The sequence below is a fragment of the Thermodiscus maritimus genome, from assembly GCF_055382595.1.
Genome location: NZ_AP042434.1, coordinates 770467 through 786973 on the forward strand (window position 1 = coordinate 770467; position 16507 = coordinate 786973).

At 50.9% G+C, this 16507-nt stretch carries 17 protein-coding genes; 10 read left to right on the plus strand and 7 right to left on the minus strand.

The window, feature by feature from the left end; all coding sequences use genetic code 11:
* Positions 1–8: 8 nt before the first annotated feature.
* Together ACZ47H_RS04175 and ACZ47H_RS04180 are read right to left on the minus strand one after the other, a co-directional pair.
* Positions 9–707: an acetyl-CoA hydrolase/transferase C-terminal domain-containing protein gene (locus tag ACZ47H_RS04175; RefSeq protein ID WP_464932442.1), complete on the minus strand. Its 699-nt coding sequence runs from the start codon at positions 705–707 to the stop codon at positions 9–11.
* Positions 700–1524, minus strand: coding sequence for a sugar phosphate isomerase family (locus ACZ47H_RS04180; RefSeq protein ID WP_464932443.1), 825 nt, complete (start codon positions 1522–1524; stop codon positions 700–702). The genes ACZ47H_RS04175 and ACZ47H_RS04180 overlap by 8 nt, the downstream gene beginning before the upstream one ends.
* Before the next feature lie 188 nt (positions 1525–1712).
* Here ACZ47H_RS04180 and ACZ47H_RS04185 point away from each other — a divergent pair, with 188 nt between their 5' ends.
* The 5 genes from ACZ47H_RS04185 (at position 1713) to ACZ47H_RS04205 (ending at position 6874) form a co-directional block, all read left to right on the plus strand.
* Complete coding sequence (locus ACZ47H_RS04185; protein ID WP_464932444.1) at positions 1713–3167, plus strand: amino acid ABC transporter substrate-binding protein; 1455 nt, start codon at positions 1713–1715, stop codon at positions 3165–3167.
* Positions 3168–3318: 151 nt separating this feature from the next.
* Positions 3319–4290 (plus strand): branched-chain amino acid ABC transporter permease, encoded by a 972-nt coding sequence (locus ACZ47H_RS04190; protein WP_464932445.1) that lies wholly within the window; start codon positions 3319–3321, stop codon positions 4288–4290.
* Between the two features lie 7 nt (positions 4291–4297).
* Complete coding sequence (locus ACZ47H_RS04195; protein ID WP_464932446.1) at positions 4298–5356, plus strand: branched-chain amino acid ABC transporter permease; 1059 nt, start codon at positions 4298–4300, stop codon at positions 5354–5356.
* Positions 5357–5366: 10 nt separating this feature from the next.
* Positions 5367–6149, plus strand: a complete 783-nt coding sequence (locus ACZ47H_RS04200) for an ABC transporter ATP-binding protein (RefSeq protein ID WP_464932447.1) — start codon at positions 5367–5369, stop codon at positions 6147–6149.
* Positions 6150–6151: 2 nt separating this feature from the next.
* Complete coding sequence (locus tag ACZ47H_RS04205; protein WP_464932448.1) at positions 6152–6874, plus strand: ABC transporter ATP-binding protein; 723 nt, start codon at positions 6152–6154, stop codon at positions 6872–6874.
* A 5-nt stretch (positions 6875–6879) separates the two neighbouring features.
* Here the strand turns inward: ACZ47H_RS04205 and ACZ47H_RS04210 are convergent, their stop codons facing one another.
* The 3 genes from ACZ47H_RS04210 to ACZ47H_RS04220 all read right to left on the minus strand — a co-directional run bounded on the left by ACZ47H_RS04210 (position 6880) and on the right by ACZ47H_RS04220 (position 11370).
* The gene (locus ACZ47H_RS04210; protein WP_464932449.1) at positions 6880–9066 is read right to left on the minus strand and encodes a hypothetical protein; all 2187 of its coding nucleotides are present in this window, start codon (positions 9064–9066) and stop codon (positions 6880–6882) included.
* A gap of 81 nt (positions 9067–9147) precedes the next feature.
* Positions 9148–10347, minus strand: coding sequence for a DUF401 family protein (locus ACZ47H_RS04215; RefSeq protein WP_464932450.1), 1200 nt, complete (start codon positions 10345–10347; stop codon positions 9148–9150).
* 15 nt (positions 10348–10362) lie between these two features.
* Positions 10363–11370, minus strand: coding sequence for a hypothetical protein (locus ACZ47H_RS04220; RefSeq protein ID WP_464932451.1), 1008 nt, complete (start codon positions 11368–11370; stop codon positions 10363–10365).
* A gap of 211 nt (positions 11371–11581) precedes the next feature.
* On the opposite strand from ACZ47H_RS04220, the gene ACZ47H_RS04225 reads away from it, so the two are divergent.
* A complete protein-coding gene (locus ACZ47H_RS04225) occupies positions 11582–12490 on the plus strand; it encodes a fumarate hydratase (protein ID WP_464932452.1) in 909 nt (302 codons plus the stop codon).
* A gap of 13 nt (positions 12491–12503) precedes the next feature.
* Positions 12504–13130: a FumA C-terminus/TtdB family hydratase beta subunit gene (locus tag ACZ47H_RS04230; RefSeq protein ID WP_464932453.1), complete on the plus strand. Its 627-nt coding sequence runs from the start codon at positions 12504–12506 to the stop codon at positions 13128–13130.
* Between the two features lie 41 nt (positions 13131–13171).
* Here ACZ47H_RS04230 and ACZ47H_RS04235 read toward each other — a convergent pair whose 3' ends face one another.
* Positions 13172–13840 (minus strand): TIGR00266 family protein, encoded by a 669-nt coding sequence (locus tag ACZ47H_RS04235; protein WP_464932454.1) that lies wholly within the window; start codon positions 13838–13840, stop codon positions 13172–13174.
* 87 nt (positions 13841–13927) lie between these two features.
* Here ACZ47H_RS04235 and ACZ47H_RS04240 point away from each other — a divergent pair, with 87 nt between their 5' ends.
* A complete protein-coding gene (locus tag ACZ47H_RS04240) occupies positions 13928–14488 on the plus strand; it encodes an O-methyltransferase (protein ID WP_464932455.1) in 561 nt (186 codons plus the stop codon).
* Here ACZ47H_RS04240 and ACZ47H_RS04245 read toward each other — a convergent pair.
* Complete coding sequence (locus ACZ47H_RS04245) at positions 14485–15111, minus strand: hypothetical protein (protein ID WP_464932456.1); 627 nt, start codon at positions 15109–15111, stop codon at positions 14485–14487. The genes ACZ47H_RS04240 and ACZ47H_RS04245 overlap by 4 nt on opposite strands.
* A 99-nt stretch (positions 15112–15210) precedes the next feature.
* On the opposite strand from ACZ47H_RS04245, the gene ACZ47H_RS04250 reads away from it, so the two are divergent.
* On the plus strand, positions 15211–15519 hold the full coding sequence (locus ACZ47H_RS04250) for a winged helix-turn-helix transcriptional regulator (RefSeq protein WP_464932457.1): 309 nt from the start codon (positions 15211–15213) through the stop codon (positions 15517–15519).
* Between the two features lie 21 nt (positions 15520–15540).
* Positions 15541–16401 carry a hypothetical protein gene (locus ACZ47H_RS04255; protein WP_464932458.1) on the plus strand — a complete coding sequence of 287 codons (861 nt, stop codon included), beginning with the start codon at positions 15541–15543 and terminating at the stop codon, positions 16399–16401.
* The last annotated feature ends 106 nt before the right edge of the window (positions 16402–16507 follow it).

Below are 16507 nucleotides of genomic sequence, written 5' to 3' on the forward strand. Positions count from 1 at the left end.
TTACCCAGTTACCTAGTGCTTCTCATGTCACCAGTGTTCATGTAGGCCTTATGAAAGTCGAATGCACGATCTAGGTCGACGGGTATATGCCCGCCCCTGCTCAGGGCTCTCCAATAGTACTCATGTAGCGGTTCCCTGTAGGCGGGGTCCGCGCAGTTTTCTATTATTAGCTGTGCTTTTTCTCGGGGCGATAGTCCCCGGAGATCGCATACTCCGTGCTCTGTTATCACCACGTCTACATCATGGTCTGGAATGTCCACATGGGTAACTAGTGGGACTATGCTGGAAATCCTCCCCTCCTTCCTAACGCTAGGAGTAATGTAGATTGAGAGGTATGCGGCCCGCGAGAAGTCGCCGCTCCCCCCTATCCCATTTATAACGTTTCTACCCAATATGTGTGTTGAGTTCACGTTTCCGAGCAGGTCCACTTCCACGGCCGTGTTTATTGCAATCACCCTTAGCCTCCTTATCACCTCGATATTATTCGAAATTTCCTGGGGACGCAGTATAACCCCCTCCTTGTACTCTCCAGGGTTCTCGTATACATGTTGGAGGGTCTTTGGAGTCAGCATGAGGCTTGTGCAGGATAGGCTGTCCATCATCCCTTCCTGGTAGAGTTCTAGGAGGCTGTCCTGCGCTACTTCAGTCCAGGCCGAGAGGTTCCTGAACCCCGCTTCCCTGAGGGACTTGAAGACAGCGTCATTCACTGTTCCAACGCCGCTCTCGAGAGGATATAGGTTCTTGGGGAGCCTTCCAGCCTCGATTCTCGCTTTCCAGGAATTCGAGGAGGTTCTCTGCAATCTTCTTCTCAACCTTGCCTGGCTCGACAGGGGGGCTTCCATGGTCTATTCCTCTCCCCTCAACTATTCCTATGATCTTCTCGCTGGGGATCCTTACGATGGGCTCTCCTATTCTATCCTTCACACTCCTTATTGGAACGGGCTCTCCGGCTCTTGGCTTGTAGATGTCGTGGAAGCCGTATAGATTGGGGCTTGCGTCGGTGTTGACTTCGATAACTATACGGTGGGCTATCCTAGTCCACGTTGCTACCGGTCCCACGCTTGCTGTTGGGACGAAGCCGTCCTCTAATACCATGCTCGCTTCAACAACGGCTATGTCTATGCCGTGGGAGAACCTCCAGAGGAATCCAGATTCCACCATGCCTGGCCATTCGCCGAGGTGGTAGTCTTGGAACTGGACTGCTCCATTGTTTATCAGCTTCCTCATACGTGGATTGTACTGGTATGGGTACCTTCTCTCCACCACTCCTAGCTCGGCTAGCTTATCATCCATACCGTAAGCGCTGGCCCCCGTGAGGACAATCATCTTCCTATTTTCGCTGGCTAGCTTCTCTCCCAAGACAGGTGGGAAAACCTTTGGGTATCCAACGCTGCCGAACCCGCTTGTTGCTAGGGTCAGGTGAGTAAGATCCCTAGTCTCGCGTGCAATCCTATCCGCAAGGTACTCTGGATCAACGATCTTGCTGCAGTGTGCTGATACCACCCTAGAATCGAGGCAAGCCACGAACCACACCCACATTTATGACACTACTAACCTCAATACTATAATATGGGGGCTGTAATTCTACTTACTGTTGCCGCGAATTCATTCATATATGAAAACATATGGAGAAATTACCCCGGATTCATAAATAGCCCCCCATAATCCCATTAATATAAACAGAGTCTAAATCCCCTAAGAGGTGTTGATGTGTGAGAGTGACTCCACTATTCGCTATACTCCTCGTCGCCTTAATGATGGCTGGCCCGGTAGCTTTCGCCGACACATACCCAGAACAGGTCTCCGGGAACGTTATCAAGATAGGTATGACTGCCAGCCTATCAGGTAAGTTCTCCTCGGAGGGAACCCAGGCGCTTTGCGGCGTAGAGGCGGTCATCAAATGGTATAATGACCAGGGCGGGGTAGACATTGGCGGAACGAAGTATAAGCTACAGCTCATCTACTATAACGATGAGTCAAGCAAGGACAACATAGCCTCGCTCTATACGAAGCTGATAACCCAGGATAAGGTCGACTTCCTCATCGCCCCCTATTCAAGCACACTGACACTTGCAGCGCTCCCCGTGGCTGAGCAGAACAACAAGCTAATCCTGAGCCATGGAGGCGCGAGCGACTCAATAGTTAGCAAGGGCTACTACTACATAGTGCAGGTTCTAACTCCCGCAAGCAGGTACCTAGAGCCCGCAGCCAAGCTGATAAAGGAGAAGATACCCGATGCTAAGGTCGCATTGATCTTCGAGAACGCCGCCTTCGCCCAGGCAGTGAAGAGTGGTCTTGTGGACGCTCTAAACAAAGAGGGTATAAAGGTAGTCTATGAAGCCGATTATGAGCCTGGCACTAGCGACTTCAGCGTGTACATACAGGCGGCCAAGCAGAAGGGAGCCAACGTCCTACTAGGAGGTGGCCACTATGAGGATGGCAAGGCTCTTGTAAAGCAGGCCCATGACTTGGAGTGGTCACTCAAATTCATAGCAATACTGGTAGCTCCAGCCCAGCCCCAATTCTACGATGAACTAGGCGAGTCTATTGCGAACGGAGTAGCCTACCCAAGCCAGTGGAGCCCCCACGCGAACTACAATCCAGATTCTGCTGCGAAAGCTGGGCTACCATGGGCCGGACCCACTATAGACGAGTTCCTCAACTACTTCAAGCAGGTATGCCCCAACCTAGATGAACCTGCATACCAGTCTGCGGAAGCCGGTGCAACCGTAGTATATCTTGTTGAAGCCATAAAGAAGGCCTATGAAATGTATGGTGAGTCAGCGATAACCGATAGCGCTAAGGTTAGGGAGGCGTTCAACGACCTATACATCATGACGTTCTTCGGCCCCTTAAAGATCGATCCCAACACTGGGAAGCAGATCGGTCACCCAATGCTGATCATGCAGTGGCAGGGCAGCAGTCAAGTAATAATTTATCCAACGGAGTATGCTGAGGCGCAGCCCCTCATCGCTCCTCCGAACTGGCAGTTTGGCGGTGCTGGAACCACTGCTACAACCTCTGCTGGGCAGACCACAGAGACGGGTGGTGCTGGAACCACTGGGACTTCTGGTGAGGGTAAAACGAATACTGCTCTCATTTGGACAGTAGTAATAATTATATTAATAATTATAATAGCGGCTGCATATTACTATGCTAAGAAGTAGAATCCATAATAAATTTAATCTTTTTTATTAAAATTTATTCATTATTTTATACCTACCTCTACTACTCAGACAAATTTATATCTATACATCTATCGGGATACCCATAGAAGTGGGACCTTGTAGCCCTTTAGTGGGAGCATGGGGTGTCTAAATGGTAGACGTTGGAGAATTGGCTAGACTCACAGCCCAGGGCATAGTAGCAGGTCTCCTCTACGGTTCCACATTAGGAGTCGTGGCCGTGGGCTTAACCCTAATCTGGGGTGTAATGAAGGTAGTCAACCTAGCCCATGGCCATTTAGTTATTTTAGGAGCGATGCTTGCAGCCTACTTGTTCGTAGAGTCCGGCGTAAATCCTTTCGCCATATTCATTATCTTCCTATTCCTAGGAGGAGCGATAGGCGTAATACTCTACTACACATCAATACACAAGATCATCGGTAACGTGGATACCATTACCCTGAAGGAAGAGATGGCCACCCTCATGACAACATTCGGTTTCGGCATAACCGTGTTCGGCCTCCACTATGTAGTAAACCACTTCTACCCGTCATATAGCACTGAGCCAAGCCTCTCATGGAGAATTTCGATCGGAGGATCCGGAGTGATCAATATATACTCACTCAGCATTGGGGCATCTCCCTTCACAGTATCCATCACCCAGATCGTTGTAGCGGTTGTAGCGCTCCTACTGGCCCTCGGGACGCACGCCATAATTAACAGGACTAGCCTCGGATTAACAATACGGGCCGTTGCTCAAGACTCTAGAGCCCTAGCCCTGGCCGGAATAAACCCTGTAATGGTTAAGCTCGCAACAACGGTAATATCAACCTCCATAGCGGTTGCAAGTGGCGTGCTCTACTTAATCTATGCTGGAAGCGTCACCCCGACAACCGAGGCGATAATCGCTCCACTAAGCTTCGTAATCGTGGTTCTAGGTGGGCTCGGCAGTATTATGGGAACCTATATTGGAGGAGTTATACTAGGACTAATCTACCAGATCATCGTCTATGCTAGCCAGGCCTTCTTCGGCCAGCCACAGCAAGCCCTAGCATTAGCCACAGCATTCGCGATCCTCCTCATAATGTTGCTAGTCAAGCCCCAGGGCCTCTTCGGTAAGGGGTGATGATACAATGAGCAAGATCAAGAGGCCAAGCTTCTACATTGCACTAGGCCTCCTCATACTGTTCGGAGTAATAGGTTTACTAGGCCAATACGGGATCGGCTCAGAGCAAATGATAGCAAACGGCATGGACCTGATGATGTGGATAGGGCTAAGCCTAGCAATGGCGGTGATTATGAGCTATGCAGGCTATGTAAGCTTCGGCCACACAGTCTTTATAGGTATCGGCTCCTTCGCCGCCGCCTATATAGTTGCTATAAGGAATTATGACGCAATAATAGCTGCGATGAACGAGCTTAGAAGACAAGCTATAGAGGCTGGACTCTCGCCCAGCTCCGTCTCACTCCCCACCAGCGAGGTTCTAAAACTATTTACAGTAAGCTCACTTCTCGCAAGTGTACTAGCTGTATTGGTGGCAGTCATCGTCGGCTACGCAGTGCTCCGTCTAAGAGGAGCTTTCTTCGCCATCGCAACCATAGGATTAAACTACGTGGTAATGTACATAGTATTATTCATCCTGAAAAACTATATCGGGAGTATAGAGGGGCAGGAACTGGGAAACCCGTCAATGGGCCTCACAAACATCGACTTCTACTGGATGCACTACCTTGTATTCATAATAACAGTCCTCGTCGCCTACTTCGTAAGAGTCAGCAGGCTTGGCTACGGGCTAGCCGCTATAAGAGAAGATGAAGACGCAGCAGAAGTGATTGGCGTCGATACATTCAAGTATAAAGTAGTCGCCTTCACCATAGCTGGATGGCTAGCCAGCCTCTGGGGCGTAGCCAGAGAGTTTAGAACGTCCTTCTCCGCCCAAGTAGACTTCAGCCTCCTAAATAGCGTGGTAATGTTGCTGGAGAACGCCATTGGAGGAATAGGCTCCTTCACCGGGCCAATTATAGGAAGCTTCATCTACTATCCACTGAAATGGTACACTCAAACCATAGCGGGAGTCTTCGCACTAGTCATATTAGGTATACTGATCATCCTAGTGGTAAGCTTCACGCCTAGAGGAGTAGTTGGAATACTGAGGGATAGATTCCCCAGGCTCAGGAAGTATCTGGAGTGAGGTGAAGGTTATGAGTAGGGAGGTAATATTGAGTATTGAACATGTAACTAAGCGCTTCGGAGGCCTCGTTGCACTCTCAGATGTATCATTCAACGTCTTTAAGGGAGAGATACTTGGACTTATCGGTCCAAACGGCGCCGGGAAGACTACACTCTTCAACGTGATCTCAGGAGTCTATAAGCCGGAGGACGGGAGAGTAGTATTCAAGGGAATAGACATTACAGGTTGGAAGCCACACCGTATAGCCAGGTTAGGGATCGCTAGAACCCACCAGATAGTAAAGCCCTTCGGCGACCTAACAGTACTAGAAAATACTATGATAGGAGCACTTTTCGGGAAGAGAGCTGGAGAAATAACAGAGGAAGAGGCCAGAGAGATAGCAGAGGGGGTTCTCGAATTCATAGGCTTGGGTGATAAGAAGGATCTTCCAGCCAGGGTTCTGAACGTGCAGGAGAAGAAGAGGCTCGAGCTAGCAAGAGCCCTTGCAGCTCAACCCGAACTACTCCTCCTCGACGAGGTGCTAGCAGGTTTAACTCCCAGCGAGGTAGAGGTCATGCTCAACCTACTTAGAAGGATAAGAGAGGAGAAAGGCGTAACTATAATAATGATAGAGCACGTCATGCACGCAGTTATGAACTTGGCTGACAGGATCGTAGTCCTACACTTCGGCAAGAAGCTGGCAGAGGGCACACCCGAGGAGGTCGCCAATAACCCAGAGGTAATAACAGCCTACCTCGGGGATCCCACACTCGCGCTAAGGTTTGTTAAGAGGTTCAAGAGTGGAGGTGGCTAATTATGACTGGGGACAAGATTCTCGAGGTAAGAGAGCTGGAGTCGGGATACGGTGAAACCCAGGTCCTCTTCGGAGTATCTTTCAACGTGGAGAAGGGGACAATAACCACGCTGCTAGGCTCGAATGGGGCTGGAAAAAGCACGACGCTATGGACGATAATGGGCGTGGTGAATCCATGGAGTGGCAAGATAACATTGAATGGAGAGGACGTTACATACCTGCCTACACATGAGAAGGTGCACCTGGGGATGGTACTAGTCCCAGAAGGGAGGAGGCTGTGGCCCCAGCTAACTGTTGAGGAGAACCTTAGACTAGCCTCAATGATCCCCAGAGCTAGAGCTAGGGCTGAAGAGAACCTCGAGCTAGTCTACAACTACTTCCCCCGGTTAAAGGAGAGGAGGAACCAGCTTGCAGGGACCCTCAGCGGTGGAGAGCAGCAGATGCTAGCTATAGCCCGTGGGCTAATGCTTAACCCCGAGATCCTAATGCTGGACGAGCCAAGCCTCGGCCTAGCCCCGAAGCTGGTCCAGGATATTGCTGGTATAGTTAAGAGGCTGAGGGATGAGGAGGGGAAGACCATACTCCTGGTCGAGCAGAACATCCATATCGCATTAACTATCGCTGATTACGGATATCTCCTAGAAAATGGAAGGGTTGTATTAGAGGGTACGCCGGAAGAGCTCCAGGCGAATCCTGTTATCAAGGAGGCCTATCTAGGCCTCTGACCTCTCTACCTCCTCCTTATCATCATGTATGTTATTATCCATCCAGCCGCGAAGAGCCCGGATACTCCCGCCGCGGCGTAGGTTATAGTGTCTTCGCAGGGACATGGCTGTCCTCCTGTGCCAGTGGTACCGTTAGTGGGAGTAGTCGCTGTGGTCGTTGTGGGTCTGGAGGCGGTTGAGGTGGTGATGCTTGTGGGGCATATTTTGCCGTCCACGTATAATCCAGTAAAGTATCCATTGTCCTCTACTACTATTGTTAAGTTGTGTATTCCAGGCGGGAGGCCTGTAGTGTATGCCTGGGTTGACGGGAAGGCATTGTTTACCTGGACTAGTGCTCCATCGATGTATAGTTTCCCGGTATCATCTGCAGGCCACTCCATTGTTAGTGTAGATGGCACCTGCAGTGCTATTATCATCTGGTATGTTGTGGGTGGATAGTGTGCGGGGGGCGGGTTGTGTATTGGGTTACCCTGTGGGTCGCTGTAGGGTGTGATCCATTTAGCGTTTGGGCTTGGCTCCATCCATGCTGAAAGACTAGCTACTCTGAGCGTCGCGTTCGCTGGACTGATTACCCTCCAGTCGGGGTAGTCTTGATTATAGTCCTCTACTGTCCCGTAGGGCTGTGGTATCATGTACCCTGTTGTCCCCGTGCTTATATCAATGCAACCCGGCATGTTTCCGGTTGACGTCGATGTAAGTGTTCGGGTTATTGAGGTAGTGCTGACTGTCATCGTATGGGTCGTGGTTGTGTGTGTTGTTGTACCTGTGGGTCTAGGCGTTGTGGTTGGCGGAGGCGTCTCCTCGAAGCCCGTTACAAGGTATAGGCCCATATCTCTGGCGTAGTTGGCAAAGTTCTCCACAGGCCAGTATGAGTAGACGTTCACAGTTACAGTATCCTCTATAGGGGGATAGTACTTTACTGAGGGGTGGTATGCGGCTAGCTGCGGGTTACCTGACTGTTGAAGTGCTAGTGCTGGGTTGTGTGTGAGGCTGTTGGGGAATGATCCTCTTATCATTCCTGCTATGTGGAGGCGGCCGGCGGTATCTGAGGTTATGCTGTATCCTTTAGACTGGGTGCCGGTGTACGTTAGTAGCTTGTTCAGGGAACCTGTCACGGTTAAGAGGCCTGCTGCAGCGTTGCCTCCTCCTTGCCCGTTTTCATTCAGGACTCCCGTATAGATTATTGTCCCATTCGCCATTGTGGCGAGTGATTCTATGCTTTCATTCGCTTGTCCAATGAGCTTGAATGTAGAGTTTACAGATAGATTGCTGTCTAGGATTACTATGAACCCGTCTGTATCTCCATTAGGAGTGTACATTGCTCCACCTAATACTATCTTATCTCCAGCATATGTTACACTGGTGGCGTAGGCGTCGGTGTTGAAGTCTATCATTTTACCCCCCACTATATTGTTTGCTTGATCAACTGCGATGATTACTGGGGAGATGATGACTGCTCCTGTCGCGTGGTTTGGAGTTATACTGTACCCGCTTATCAGCTTGTAGCCGTAGAAGGGGCTGGATGAGTTATCAACTATCGTAATGTCTGTGAAAGCCCCCGGTATTGAGGGTACTATGAAGTCGCCTGCCACGCTGCAGTTGGCGGAGTTTACGTCTAGAATGTACGGGTAGGCTCCGGTTGAGAACTGGTTGTCGCCCTCTCCAAGAATAACTGCCCCTACAACGGTTGCTATTCCGGAGGAGTTAGTATGGGATACTGCGTTGGCCGCAGAGTTCCAGTTTATATTGCCTGGCATGATAATATTCTGGCATATGAGTGCACCGCTTGTCTGGTTTAATCGTACTAGGAGGGTGTCAGCTTTCATAGATCCATTTATCTTTCCAGCGAAGAGGTAGTCGGCTACGTCGTTGAACATTGTGTGCTGGTATGTTGACTCATTTATTAAGAACACGGTTTTAGACCAAACGACTTGACCGTTAATGTACTTGGCCGCATAGAATGCGTTTGTCCCATTTCTTATTTCGGACCCTGCCAGGACGTCTGTGTATCCGCTGGAGTCCTCTATGGTATCTATCGCCTTGAAGTAATCGGAGGTACCGACTGCAATCGATTTTTCAACTTCTAGAGGTATGTTTTGGGCCCCGGCGTCTTTTACCGGTTGTAGATAGCCGGTGGCGGGGGCTATTAGGAGGAATGAAAGGGTGATTAGGAGTAGAATATTTTTCCTCATATCTTTCCAACTCTCCGGTTTAGTGGGCCGGTTTAAGGGTTAAATAAGCAGATACTTATTATTTTATTTCTTATATTATTGCTAGAAATAGAGTAGTGATATGAGTATGACGCCGAATATTATGCTAAGTATTATCGAAGCGTATGTTTTGAGCAGGACCCTTCCCATCCTGGCCTCAAAGTAGTCTACTGTAAGGGCTAGGCATAGGTGGACTGGACTACCCATTACCCCGAGGTAGCCTCCCAGATATGCTATTGCGAGGAGGCCCCAGGCCACGCCGCTCCCCGTTAATAGGTAGGGTGTTAGCGCCGGCATTGCAGTTGAAGCGAAAAAGTTCTCGCCTCCAGCGGCGAGGCCCAGTATAAAGGGTACCATGAATACAAGGATATACTCGTTCACTCCTATGCTTCCCGCGAAAGCCTCCATGGCTTTACCCATCTCCGTCTCTAGCAGGAGGTTCTTGAAGTAGAGGCTTTCCAGGAGGACGAGGTGTATCGTGGGTCTAGTAGCTAGTTTCAGCGCGTTGATCAGCTCTCTCCTACCCGGCCTCCATACAGCCAGGAATACTAAGACGACTATTATCAGAGAGTAGAGCATGGATACGCCGGTGAAGAACAGTATAACAAGTGCTAGTAGGGGAGATATTGATGCTAAGAATACTCCGATATTGGAACCCCTGGATAGACAGTTCACCCTCTTCAGTATAGGGTAGGATACAATCACCCCCGCCAGTATAGCGGCTAGGGTTCCGATCCACGAGTGGCTAACTACGTCTAGGGGGCTTATGTAGAGGACGCTTGCAGTTATAACGACGCTCTGGAATAGGGGCCATGAAGGGACCCATAGATGCCTGAACCAATAGTTGAGGTAGGTTGAGTCATCTGGTGAGAGTCTTGCTTCCCTTAGATACTTATCCCTCAATGCTATTGCTGAGACTAGGGCTCCTCCAGGCATGGGCATTAAGCCGATAAGCGCTGGGACCCCTGTAAGGGCTAGCCTGCAGCTTGACGATGCGAGGGAGTCCACCATCTTATTGAGGAGTCCTGCTTCGCGCATTAGGCCTGCTAGTAGCATTGAGAAGAATATGTAGACGAATACTCTAAGGTCATTCCATTCCGACAGCCTCCTGGCTGCATCCCACGCCTCCATGGCGGTCGAGCTCAGGATGGCATAAACAGCTATCATGGCAGCGATTACTAGGTATACTTTCCTAAGCCTCCACGCTAATGCTACAAGTACTGCATATGATGCTATGAAGCCCCAGACTGGATTGATTGGCAAACTGGCTTCACCGCTCTAGCATGACTCTAACTTATTCCTCCATTCGAGGTAGTCCAATATATCGGTTACCATGACTTTAGCAGTCCTCCACGCCGGTCCAGCGGGACCCTTCAACAAGACACTTGTCCCCTCCACCTCGAACACGATAACGTTCTCCTCCCCCTCAGCAGTGGCTAGAGGGTCCCTGGAGTCAAGTATCTCGGGCCGAACCCTGTAAACCCCCTTCTCCAGGTCGGCGCTAGCGACATACTTCACCCTCCTCCCATGCCCGACGCTATCTCTTACGACTTCCTCACTGAATGATTCTAGAGGCGTCCTTTCAACCATGTCGAGCCGAGCATCTGAACCCAGAGTGTTCGCGAGTATTACTAGCTTGGCAGCTGGATCCCATCCGTGAGTATCTATTGTGGGGTCGGGCTCAGCCAGCTTAGCCTTGATGGACTCCCTTACTGCTTCCTCGAAGCTCAAACCCTTCTCAATGAAGCCGAGAATATAGTTTGTGGAGGCGTTTAGTACTGCCCTAACCCGGGCTACTTCCCGCAACCTTAAACCCCTAGCGGCATCTATAGCAGGGGTCCCCGCGGCTACAGTGGCACGGTAGCCGATGAAGAGGCAGTTTCTCATCGCTTTTTCTAGAAGCTTACTGCCATCCAGCGATAGAACAGTCTTATCCGCAGTGATTATGGATACTCCTTCTTCTAGTAGCCGATAGTAGATTGACCTGTTGGGCTCACCCGTAGAGTAGCTGGGTGGGAGAGTTATCATTGCTACATCAGCGTCGCCAACAATAGAGGCTTCAACAGCGCTCATCCCCTCCCTGAACCCCGGGTGGGCGTCTAGCTTCCTCCCCTCCCTAGCAAGCTTGAGAGCATATGCCAGGTCGCCGGGACCCGCCACGATAACCGAGCCCCTGCTCGAAGATATCGCGGTGACCTCGACACCCAGCTCCCCACCTACATCTGCTAGCCTCTTCAGAAGCTCCCTCCCAACATTGCCGAAGCCCACGAGAGAGACCTTAACCACACCACACACCCTCCAGTAATGGATAGCTGGGGATGATTGTTATAGATGACTGTATCTCCTCCCCAATCAAGCCTATCCGGAAATCCCTAAGTTAAGAACACCCTTTAAGGACGTGATTTATAATGGTAAGAGTCGAATCCTTTTTCAGCGTAAATACCCCGATCCAATACTATACTAACATGAAGAAATACGACGCAATCTTGAGGGGTGAATGGAATTGACTCTAAAGTTAGAGCCAGTCTTCTACGAGTTCATAAAGACTGTCGCCACAGGCATACCCGAAGACGTCTATAACAAGATTAAGGAGGCGTATGAGAAGGAGACTACTCCTGCCGCGAAGGAGCAGTTGAAGGCCATATTAGAGGATATGAGGATCGCCTGTCTAAAGAAGAGGCCGATCTGCCAGGACACCGGTACACCCTATGTTTGGCTCGAGTGGGGAGAGGACTTCCCAGTAAAGCCTTCCAAGATAATTGAGGAGTTCAAAGACGCCCTCCGCAGGATAACAAAAGAGGGGTACCTGAGGCCCAACGCAGTAGACCCACTGCGGGCGAAGAACTCCGGCGACAACACGGGAAGGTATATTCCATGGGTTCACGTGGAGCCTGTCCCAGGAGATAAACTAGTAGTCCACCTTATGACTAAGGGTGGGGGGAGCGAGGCCCCCTCAACCCTTATAATGTCAACGCCGCTCAAAGGGTTCGAGAACCTAAAGAAGGGAGTTATAGAGACGGTCGCCAACGCTGGGCCCCTACCATGCCCGCCAGTTATTGTTGGAGTGGCAATAGGTGCTGGAGCAGACATAGTGATGAGCCTTGCAAAGAAGGCGCTTCTAAGACCCATTGGGGAGCGACACCCGGACCCCGATGTAGCGAGGCTAGAGGAGGAGCTCCTAGACGCCCTCAACAAGCTAGAGCTTGGCCCCCACGGCTTCGGAGGACACTTAACAGCTCTCGACGTTAAGATGGAGTACGCCTACAGGCACCCTGCAACATTCGCGATAGGGATTGTAACGAGCTGCTGGGCTACAAGGAGGGGTAGCATTGAGATCTCCCCGGACGGATCATACAGGATACTGTCGAGGCACCTCCATGAGGAGGGTGGTGAGTGCGTTTTATAGGAGGTGATGCGTGATGAGCGAGGCTAGAGTTTTCCATCTAAAGACCCCACTCCGGGACGAGGATGTAGAGAAGCTCCGGGTAGGGGATATAGTCTACGTTACAGGGATCATGGTTACTGCGAGGGATGAAGCCCACAAGGAGATACTGGAGGCGATCGAGAGAGGCGAGAAGCCCCCTATAGACCTACGAGGCCTAGTACTATACCACTGCGGCCCCGTTGTGAGGAAGAGGCCCGACGGCACCTGGGAAGTGGTAGCGGCAGGGCCAACCACGAGTATGAGGATGGAGTCTGTAGAGGCGGAGTTCATAGCGAAGACGGGCGTGAAAATGATCGTTGGAAAAGGCGGGATGGGGAAGAGGACAGCGGAGGCAATGAGGAAGTATAAGGCCGTATATGCAGTCTTCACTGGGGGAGCCGGAGCCCTAGCGGCAGACAGGATAAAGAGGGTTGTAGACGTCTACTGGCTCGACAAGCTCGGAATACCAGAGGCTCTATGGGTGTTTGAGGTCGAGGAGTTCGGTCCACTAGTTGTAACGATAGATACGACGGGAGAGAACTACTATGAGAAGAAGCTCGCGGATGTAAAGAGAAGGGCTGAAGAGGTAATCCGGGAACTGCTATCTAAGAAAGAGGCTTGAACCTCCCATGGGCCTCCATGGTAGGCCCACATCTTAAAATCCTACTTGTTTTTAGGCATGTACTTGTATAGTAGACCAGCCAGTTCTGGGAGGAGCCGGGACTGCATCCAGACCCTGCCCGGCCCCTTCAGCTCGAACACTATACCCTCCCCGCCGAGGAGGAATGATTTGAGGCCGCCGAACTTTCTAGCCTTCCAGTCAATAGTGGGATCCATTGCGACGAGGTGGAAGTTGTCTACAATCATCTTCTCCCCGGGAGAGAGCTCTTTTAGAAGAATGGCTCCATAGGATGATATCCACGCCTTTCCAGACCCCTCTAGTTTTAGCCAGAAGAATTGACCCTCCGAAAGCCAACCCTTCAGCCCCCTCCAAGCAACGGTCACCTTGATATTCCCGGTGTGGGCTAGGTAGCTTGTATCCTGGACGAGGAGGGACCCATTCAGATCTACCCCGATCACGTCTCCGGGAGTCTTAGGTGCAAGGCCGACGACCACCTTCGTCTTAGCCTTTATCTTGTTGAGGAAGATGCTCTCTCCCCCAAATAGCTTCCTGGCGATAGCCGCTCCTATCCCCCCGGTGCTGGTTTTTATCTCCACGTCTCCCCGACTGTATACGTATGCGCCTGCTTCAAACCACACCTCTTCTCCAGGCGACAGCTCCAGCTCGAGCAAACTATATGCAGGCCCACCTAGGATCTTCTCCGACACCATAACTCTTCACTAAGAATACAAGATATTAATCTATCCCTATTAATAGGCTTTTGACACTAATAGATTATAGCGGAGCGGTGACCTCTATTGAGACTAGACGGGGAAGTCCGGAGCCTCATAGCCAGGTTAGAGGAGGAGTCCCGTAAGTATTATATTCCACATATTGATAGGGAGGATGCAGCCGCACTAGCCGCCCTCTCCTTCACGAGCCCGCCAGGCACTATACTTGACCTTGGAGCGGGGATAGGATATTCCACGGTATGGCTAGCTGTGGGGGCATCAGTCAAGGATGGCTCGAGGATTGTGGCGGTAGAGTGGGACCCTGACGTAGGAGAGGTTCTAGAAAGGAATGCCAGTGCTATAGAGAGGGTGACTGGTGTTGAGGTTGAGGTTGTGGTGGAGGATGCTATCAAATATCTTGAAGGACTTGACGATAATGCTAGGTTTTCAATGGCGTTCGTTGATATCGAGAAGTATCAGTATCCCAAAGCATTCGACCTCCTCGTTAACCGTATTGTTAGTGGAGGGATAATGGCGTTCCACAACGCTTACTTCCCAAGACCCCCGGAAGAGTTCTTTGAGAGGCTAGAGAAATATGATAGCCTGATAATCCCTACACCACAAGGCCTGGCAGTAGTGAGATTCTAATTCTCTCCATTCGAGCCCATAGCATTTATTGTCGACTCGATAATCTTTCTGGCGAGAGCCTCTTTACCGGGGAACTCGTTGGGCGGCAGGTACTCTACGATTACGTTATCTCTTCCCAGCGAGGCTACTTGTCGTGCAAGCCTCTTGTCGCCCGTGAAGAATACCACTTTCCCCCCTTTATCCGAGAGCTGCTCGACAATCTTGAAGACGTCGTAGTCGTCATGGGCCGGCCACTTAGTGACCCGGCCAACCCTAATAGGCTCTTCTATCCCCTTACCCAGAACCTCATCAATGATAACACCAGGTGGGAGCTCCCGGTCCAGAATGTCGGAGAACCCTTTGAACATCTGATCCAAAATAATATGAAGAGCTCCTTCACGCGTCATGATATCGGCCTTCTCTCCCCTCGTCCCTCGAGCAGCCTGCTTAGAGCCCCCTTCGAGAGGAGTAATTGTTACCTTAAAGGACTCTCCCTCTATAGTTATAATTATTCCCTTGCCTCCAAGCTCTCTACCCTCAAGATTTCCGCCGGCAAGTATCTTGACCGGCCCCTCCGCTACTATTACGATCTTCAACGCCGCCACCATCCTATAGCTCTGGGTGTCATCAGCTACAAAACCCATACTATTAGCATGAACCCTATTGGCTCCGCTTCTGAGCCGGGCTGGAGCGTGTGTTTTTATAAGGAGTATCAATCGCACCCTAACTAACGGTGCACTGGTGTGGCAAGGAAGGATAAGGGTCAAGGCAAGGGGGAAGGAAAGGGTAAGGCAAGGAGTATAGTAGAGCAGGCCCGGTACGATGTTAGCCTGCCCCCAGAGCTATTGGAGAGGGCTAAGAAGGACTTGAAGAGGACCAAATATCTAACACCGCTACGCCTATCCCAGAGGTATAATGTAACAATAAGTACGGCTAGAAAGATCATTAGGGCTCTCGAAGAGGAGGGGTTGATCGTCAAGTTCGGTTCAAGCAGGAGAGCCCCAGTATACGTTCCAGCCGATATGGCTAGGGAACTGCCCCAGGGGCTCTAGGAGCCCATGGAGGCATAATCTATGGCCAGCATCCTAGTTGTTGGCTATAACGAGTTTAGCTCTGGTAAAACCACCTTCACCGCTAGCCTCGTAGGCCTTCTTAGGAAGAGGGGCTATGATGCAGTAGCGGTCAAGCCGGTGGCTGGAGTCAACATCTGGGAGTCTCCCTGGATACTGGACGAGATAAAGAGGAGGAGGCTAGTAGTAAGCGGGGACGCTATCAAGCTCGCGAGCTCGTCGGGTGACTCTATAGCGCCAGAGATACTTAATCCATTGACGGTCGTATACGCCCCTGTAGACCCGAGCCTTAAGGATTGGAGGCTAGTTTCTGGTAGAGAGGACGAGATCGTCCTGGGAAGGATTAGCAGGTGCGGTGAGAGAGTCGATACGCTCCACTTTGTAAACGTGGAGGCATTGAATGTTGTCCCAGCAGGCATTACTGCCAGCCTCGTGGAGGCGGCTGGAAGACTCATGCCCTACCCTCTACGCGTTGATAGCGGATTCGTTGAGCGTGTTATAGGCTACGAGTTTATCGGAGAGGTTGAGACATGCATGAGTAGGATCCTCGCGGGCCACGAACTTGTGGTTTTCGAGTCCAACAGTGACATAGCCGCGCCCTCCCCGAGCAGTCTCGGCTCCGACATAGTACTCGTGGTAGGCAGGGGGGTTGTAGGGGTGGTAGATGGTGAGAGGTGGGCTAAGGCTGTAGAAGTCCTGCTAGGCTCTGGCGGATTGAGGAGTGTGTTGGTTAGAGATGTATTGAGCCTCACGGGTACCAAGAGGGTTTACTATCTCCCCTTCCTAAGCGAGCCCCTCGAGGGATACAGTGAGCAGGACCTCGATAACATACTAGACTACATACTGGAGAAGATCAGGGGCTAACCAGTCCAATACTCCGAGGGATACCTAATTATTGCTCTTGGAGGAAGACTATAATCAATGGGCCGATGGGGTGAGTCGTGCCCGGTAGAGGAGCCCGTTGAGGCTG